5 protein-coding genes are annotated in these 6,840 nt (G+C 50.7%); all 5 read right to left on the reverse strand.

Annotated elements, in window-relative coordinates:
• Positions 1 to 744: DUF1601 domain-containing protein (locus ACO6V1_RS21700; protein WP_422468499.1), on the reverse strand; the 744-nt coding region annotated here is incomplete at its 3' end.
• A complete protein-coding gene (locus ACO6V1_RS21705) occupies positions 660 to 1,001 on the reverse strand; it encodes a hypothetical protein (RefSeq protein WP_422468501.1) in 342 nt (113 codons plus the stop codon). The genes ACO6V1_RS21705 and ACO6V1_RS21700, both read right to left, overlap by 85 nt.
• A 4-nt stretch (positions 1,002 to 1,005) precedes the next feature.
• Entirely contained in the window at positions 1,006 to 1,506 is a 501-nt protein-coding gene (locus tag ACO6V1_RS21710; RefSeq protein ID WP_422468503.1) for a hypothetical protein, read from the reverse strand.
• A gap of 173 nt (positions 1,507 to 1,679) precedes the next feature.
• Positions 1,680 to 5,030 (reverse strand): DUF1601 domain-containing protein, encoded by a 3,351-nt coding sequence (locus tag ACO6V1_RS21715; protein WP_422468505.1) that lies wholly within the window; start codon positions 5,028 to 5,030, stop codon positions 1,680 to 1,682.
• Between the two features lie 237 nt (positions 5,031 to 5,267).
• On the reverse strand, positions 5,268 to 6,840 hold a 1,573-nt coding region (locus ACO6V1_RS21720), incomplete at its 5' end, for an RAP domain-containing protein (protein ID WP_422468507.1).

Here is a 6,840-nt window from a genome sequence, read left to right on the forward strand (position 1 = left end):
GTCACTGATTCGGTAGACAAGCGATTTGAACGTGGATGTTACCACGTCCAGCTCAATGAGTTCGCCCAGTTTAGCCATGGCCCACAGCAGGTTGGCGATATGCTGAGGTATAAATTGGTCTTTGTTTGCGTTCACGTGGGGCAACAGCGAGGCCACGGCCTCTTTGAGCCCTGGCGTCCGCTCCTGTCCGTTGTCCACCAGTTTCGCCATGGCCCACAGCAGGTTGGCGATATGCTGAGGAATAAATTGGTCTTTGTTTGCGTTCACGTGGGGCAAAAGCGCGGCCACGGCATCGTTGAGCCCTGGTGACCACTCCTGCCCGTTGTCCACCAGTTTCGCCATGGCCCACAGCAGGTTGGCGATTTCCTGTGGTTTAAAATTAGTTTTCTGTGCGTTCACGTGGGGCAACAGCGCGGCCACAGCCTCTTTGAGCTCTGCTGTGCGCTCCTGCCCGTTGTCCACCAGTTTCGCCATGGCCCACAGCAGGTTGGTGATTGCCTGTGGTGTAAAGTTAGCTTTCTGTGCGTTCACGTGGGGCAATAGCGCGGCCACGGCCTCGTTGAGCCCTGGTGTTTGCTTTTGCCCGTTGTCCACCAGTTTCGCCATGGCCCACAGCAGGTTGGCGATACCCTGTGGTGTAAAGTTTGCTTTCTGTGAGTTCACGAGGGGCAACAACACGACCACAGCCTCTTTGAGCTCTGCTGTGCGCTCCTGCCCGTTGTCCACCAGTTGGCCATGGCCCACAGCAGGTTGGTGATTGCCTGTGGTGTAAAGTTAGCTTTCTGTGCGTTCACGTGGGGCAACAGCGCGGCCACGGTCTCGTTGAATTCTGGTGTCTGTTCCTGCCTGTTGTCCACCAGTTTCGCCATGGCCCACAGCAGGTTGGTGATTCCCAGGGCATCGATATCTCTGGCTTCAGGTTTTTGGTTGCAGTTAAATATTATTGCATCAAGTAGTGTTGACAATAAGGCACCTTGAGTAAGCCTGACACGCTCATCCATGGGTTTATGAGGGGTAAAAACACCCGCTGAAGTAAATGAATGCAGTGTTGTCGTCAGGCTTCGCCAATTCCAGCTCCGCGTTGCTGTGAAATTTTGCAGTAAACTGCATCAGCTGGCTTTGTTCCGCTCGATTTAACGGTCTTTTAGCAGTTGACGTGTATTTTTTAATTGAACTGGCATATTGACCGTGATTTCTTCCATCATAGCGATGACCGAAACGATCCGATTTACTCACCAGATCATCCATTACTTCTTGTTTAATGAGGGCATTGAAATCTTGAGCAGAGTTCACTGAGCGGAACATTAGATTTTGAGAAGAGCATGCGTCAGACAAGTGGTAAAATTCGTTGAGCCCCGGGGTAGTACGGAGGGGATTATCCCACTGTTCGACTGTGCCATATCTATATTGCACACGCCTTGAAGAAGCGGCATGGTCATTCGGTTGGTTGTAATCATTATCTGATCTTGTGTATTGACCACTGATACCAGCAGAGGTTCTATCCATAATTATATTTCATTAATTCATGAAAATATAAAAAGCAGACTGCTGTTTTGTTCAGAAGTTCATTTTGCTGAAACGTTTATAAACGTAAACAGTTGGGGAGATACATCTATTCCTGATGCCACCAATCCATTATTTTCAAATCATCCGAGGCGAGATGTATGGGCATCAGGTGTTCAAAACTGCCATTCCTTCCCGGAATGTGAAAACGGTTCTTGAGTCATGATGGTAGGAATGCGATTACTGGCTGGTTGTTTTTTCCTCTTTGCTGGTTTGCCGGTTTGCTCTTCTGAATGTTCTTCGGCGGTTAAGTAACCGTGCTCTATTGGTTGCCTGCCTTTATCAGCAGTAACGTATGCCGCATCTGCCCACGTTCTTTTAAGTGATGCAGAGCCATGCCCCTGTGGCGGGAAGCCTATCCTGGACTTTATTTGATCAATGTATGGTTTCATTAAATCCTGATTCCAAAGCCTGTTAACCGGAATTTCAATGACCTCAAATCCTGCTTTTTGCAACAGTGCGATTTTCAGCAGAGTCGAACCATTCCTGGTTTTGAAATCACCAGCCACGTAATGAGACGGTCCCTGAACTTCAATCACCATATTGTAATCTGGCAGTAGCAGGTCAACCGGAGGCAATGAGTTCAGACTCTTTTCTTCTTCAATCCTCAAAGAGGGAAAGTATGACTGGAGTTGATCGCGAAAGTCGGATTGACGTTTTGACCTGATAGTCTGGTAATGGGGGACGAACGGACACGATCTCCCAAGCCAACTTGAGGCCATGGCAATAACGGATTGTTCCTCTTCATTGTCTGGGAATGTATTTTCCAGACGAGTAAACAGGTCATCCATGTGCTTTTCAAGCACGTTATTGTTATTGGCATTAGAGACCAGAGACAATCTGGCACAGCATACCATTACCCCCCATAGAGACATCGATATGACTTGCTGAGAGAGCTGAGGATTTTCACTGATTCGGTAGACAAGCGATTCAAACGTAGAGATAACCACGTTCAGCTCAAGGAGTTCACCCAGTTTCGCCATGGCCCATAGCAGGTTGGTGATATGCTGAGGAATAAATTGGTCTTTTTGTGTGTTCACGTGTGACAACAGCGCGGCAACGGCCTCGTTAAACTCTGGTGTTCGCTCCTGCCCGTTGGCCACCAGTTTTGCCATGGCCCACAGCAGGTTGGCGATTTCTTGTGGTTTAAAGTTAGCTTTCGCTGCGTTCACGTAAGGCAATAGTGAGGCCACGGCCTCTTTGCGCTCTGGTGTTTGCTCCAGCCCATTGTCCACCAGTTTCGCCATGGCCCACAGCAGGTTGGTGATTCCCTGGCCTTTAAATTGGTCTTTCTTTGCGTTCACGAGGGGCAGCAGCGCGGCCACGGTCTCGTTGAGCCCTGGTGTTTGCTTTTGCCCGTTGTCCACCAGTTTCGCCATGGCCCACAGCAGGTTGACGATACCCTGTGGTTTAAAGTTTGCTTTCTGTGCGTTCACGTGGGGCAACAACGCGGCCACGGTCTCGTTGAGCCCCGGTGTTTGCTTTTGCCCGTTGTCCACCAGTTTCGCCATGGCCCACAGCAGGTTGGCAATAGCCAGGGCATTAAATTGGTCTTTCTGTGCGTTCACGTGGGGCAACAGCGCGGCCACAGCCTCTTTGAGCCCTGGTGTCGGCTCCTGCACTTTGTCCACCAGTTTCGCCATGGCCCACAGCAGGTTGGCGATACCCTGGGGAATAAATTGGTCTTTTTGTGCGTTCACGTGGGGCAACAGCGCGGCCACGGCCTCTTTGAGTTCTGGTGTTTGCTCCTGCCCGTTGTCCACCAGTTTCGCCATGGCCCACAGCAGGTTGGCAATACCCTGGGCATTAAACCGGTCTTTATATACTTTTACTTGGGGCAACAGCGCGGCCACGGCCACTTTGAGCTCTGGTGTCTGCTCCTGCCCGTTGTCCACCAGTTTCGCCATGGCCCACAGCAGCTTGGCGACACCCTGGACATTAAATTGGTCATTCTGTGCGTTCACGTTGGTCAACAGCACGGCCACAGCCTCTTTGAGCCCTGGTGTCTGCTGCTGGCCGTTGTCCACCAATTTCGCCATGGCACACAGCAGGTTGGCAATACTCTGGGTATTAAACCGGTCTTTATGTGCTTTTACTTGGGGCAACAGCGCGACTACGGCCTCGTTGAACTCTGGTTTCTGCTGCTGGCCGTTGTCCACCAATTTCGCCATGGCCCACAGCAGGTTGACGATATGCTGAGGGTTAAATTGGTTTTTTTGTGCGTTCACGTAGGGCAACAGCGCGGCCACGGGCTCGTTGAACCCTGGTGTATGCTGCTGGCCAATGTCCACCAGTTTCGCCATGGCCCACAGCAGGCTGGCGATTTCCTGGGGTTTAAAATGAGCTTTTTGTGCGTTTACATGGGGCAACAGCGCGGCCACTGCATCATTGAGCTCTGGCGTCCGTTCCTGCCCGTTGTCCACCAGTTTTGCCATGGCCCATAGCAGGTTGGCGATTCCCTGTGGTGTAAAGTTAGCTTTCTGAGCATTAACATGGGGCAACAACGCGGCCACGGCCTCTTTGAGCCCTGGTGTCCGCTCCTGCCCGTTGTCCACCAGTTTTGCCATGGCCCACAGAAGGTTGGTGATTTCCTGTGGTTTAAAGTGAGCTTTCTGTGCGTTCACGCAGGGCAACAGCGCAACCACAGCCTCATTGAGCTCTCGCGTCTGCTCCTGCCCGTTATCCACCATTTTCGCCATGACCCACAGCAGGTTGGCGACCCCCTGGGGCTTAAATTGGTCTTTCTGTGCTTTCACGTGGGGCAACAGCGCTGCCACGGCCTCTTTGAGCCCTGGCGTCCGCTCCTGTCCGTTGTCCACCAGTTTCGCCATGGCCCACAGCAGGTTAGTGATTTCCTGAGCACCAATATCCCTGGCTTCAGGTTTTTGGTTGCACTTGAATATGATTGCATCAAGCAGCGTTGACAGTAAGGCAGCCTGAGTAAGCTTAACACGCTCATCCAAGGGTCTATGAGGGGTAAAAACACCCGCTGAAGTAAATGAGTGCAGTGTTGTTGTCAGGCTTCGCCAATTCCAGCTCCGCGTTGCCGTGAAATTTTGCAGCAAACGCATCAGCTGGCTTTGTTCAGCTCGATTTAACGGTCTTTTAGCAGCTGACGTGTATTTTTTAATTGAACTGGCATATTGACCGTGATTTCTTCCATCATAGCGATGACCGAAACGATCCGATTTCCTCACCAGACCCTCCATTAATTCTTGTTTAATGAGGGCATTGAAATCTTGAGCAGAGTTCACTGAGCGGAACATTAGATTTTGAGAAGAGCATGCGTCAGACAAGTGGTAAAATTCGTTGCGCCCCGGGGTAGTACGGAGGGGATTATCCCACTGTTCGACTGTGCCATATCTATATTGCCCACGCCTTGAAGAAGCGGCATGGTCATTCGGTTGGTTGTAATCATTATCTGATCTTGTGTATTGACCACTGATACCCGCAGAGCTTCTATCCATAATTATATTTCATTAATTCATGAAAATATAAAAAGCAGACTGCTGTTTTGTTCAGAAGTTCATTTTGCTGAAACGTTTATAAACATAAACAGTTGGGGAGATACATCTATTCCTGATGCCACCAATCCATTATTTTCAAATCATCCGAGGCGAGATGTATGGGCAACAGGTGTTCAACACTGACATTCCTCCCCGGAATGTGAAAACTGTTCTTGAGTCATGATGCGAGGAAGGCAATTACTGGCTGGTTGTTTTCTTCCTCTTTGCGGGTTTACCGGGTTGCTCATCTGAATGTTCTTCGGCAGTCAAGTAACCATGATCTGAGGGTTGCCTGCCTTTATCAGCAGTAACGTATGCCTCATCTGCCCACCTTCTTTTCAGTGATACAGAGCCATGCTCCTGTGGCGGGAAGCCTATCCTGGTCTTTATTTGATCAATGTATGGTTTCATTAAATACTGACTCAAGAGCATGTTAATCGGAATTTCAATGACCTCAAATCCTGATTTTCTCAGCAGTGCGATTTTCAGCAGAGTCGAACCCTTCCTGGTCTTGAAATCACCACCCACGTAATGAGACGGTCCCTGAACTTCAATCACCATGTTGTGATCTGGCAGTAGCAGGTCAACCGGAGGCAGTGAGTTCAGACTCTTTTCTTCTTCAATCTGCAAAGAGGGAAAGCATGATAGGAGTTGTTCGCGGAAGTCGGATTGAGGTTTTGAACTCATTGTCTGGTAATGGGGGACGACCGGACACGGTCTGCCAAGCCAACTTGCGGCCATGGTCATAATGGATTGATACTCTTTATTGTCCGGGGATGTATTTTGCAGGCGAGTAAAGAGATCATCCATGTGCTTTTCAAACACGTGATTTTTATTGGCATTGGAGACCAGAAACAACCTGGCACAGCATACCATTACTCCCCAAAGGGACATCAATATCTCTTGCTGAGAGAACTGAGGGTTACCACTGATTCGGCAGACAAGCGATTTGAACGTGGATGTTACCACGTCCAGATCAATGAGTTCGCCCAGTTTCGCCATGGCCCACAGCAGGTTGGCGATATGCTGAGGAATAAATTGGTCTTTCTGTGCGTTCACGTGGGGCAACAGCGCGGCCAGGGCCTCGTTGAGCTCTGGTGTCCGCTCCTGTCCGTTGTCCACCAGTTTCGCCATGGCCCACAGCAGGTTGGCGATATGCTGAGGAATAAATTGGTCTTTGTTTGCGTTCACGTGGGGCAACAGCGCGGCCACGGCATCGTTGAGCTCTGGTGACCACTTCTGCCCGTTGTCCACCAGTTTCGCTATGGCCCACAGCAGATTGGCGATACCCTGTGGTGTAAAGTGAGCTTTCTGTGCGTTCACGTGGGGCAACAACGCGGCCACGGCCTCTTTGAGACCTGGTGTCCGCTCCTGCCCGTTGTCCACCAGTTTCGCCATGGCCCACAGCAGGTTGGTGATATGCTGAGGAGTGAATTGGTTTTTCTGTACGTTCACGTGGGGCAACAACGCGGCCACGGTCTCGTTGAGTTCTGGTGTCTGCTTCTGCCCGTTGTCCACCAGTTTCGCCATGGCCCACAGCAGGTTGGCAATAGCCAGGGCACTAAATTGGTCTTTCTGTGCGTTCACGTGGGGCAACAGCGCGGCCACAGCCTCTTTGAGCTCTGGTGTCTGCTCCTGCCCGTTGTCTACCAGTTTCGTCATTGCCCACAGCAGGTTGGCGATTTCCTGTGGGTTAAAATTAGCTTGCTGTGCGTTCACGTGGGGTAGCAGTGCGACCACAGCCTCGTTGAGCTCTGGTGTTCGCTCCTGG

Source organism: Endozoicomonas sp. ALC013 (assembly GCF_049310205.1).
GTDB lineage: Bacteria > Pseudomonadota > Gammaproteobacteria > Pseudomonadales > Endozoicomonadaceae > Endozoicomonas.

What these genes read in the sequence shown, in the direction of transcription:
- ACO6V1_RS21715 (WP_422468505.1), bottom strand. Translation starts at nt 5,030, where the DNA reads ATGGATAGAAGCTCTGCGGGTATCAGTGGTCAATACACAAGATCAGAT.
- ACO6V1_RS21705 (WP_422468501.1), bottom strand. Translation starts at nt 1,001, where the DNA reads ATGGATGAGCGTGTCAGGCTTACTCAAGGTGCCTTATTGTCAACACTA.
- ACO6V1_RS21710 (WP_422468503.1), bottom strand. Translation starts at nt 1,506, where the DNA reads ATGGATAGAACCTCTGCTGGTATCAGTGGTCAATACACAAGATCAGAT.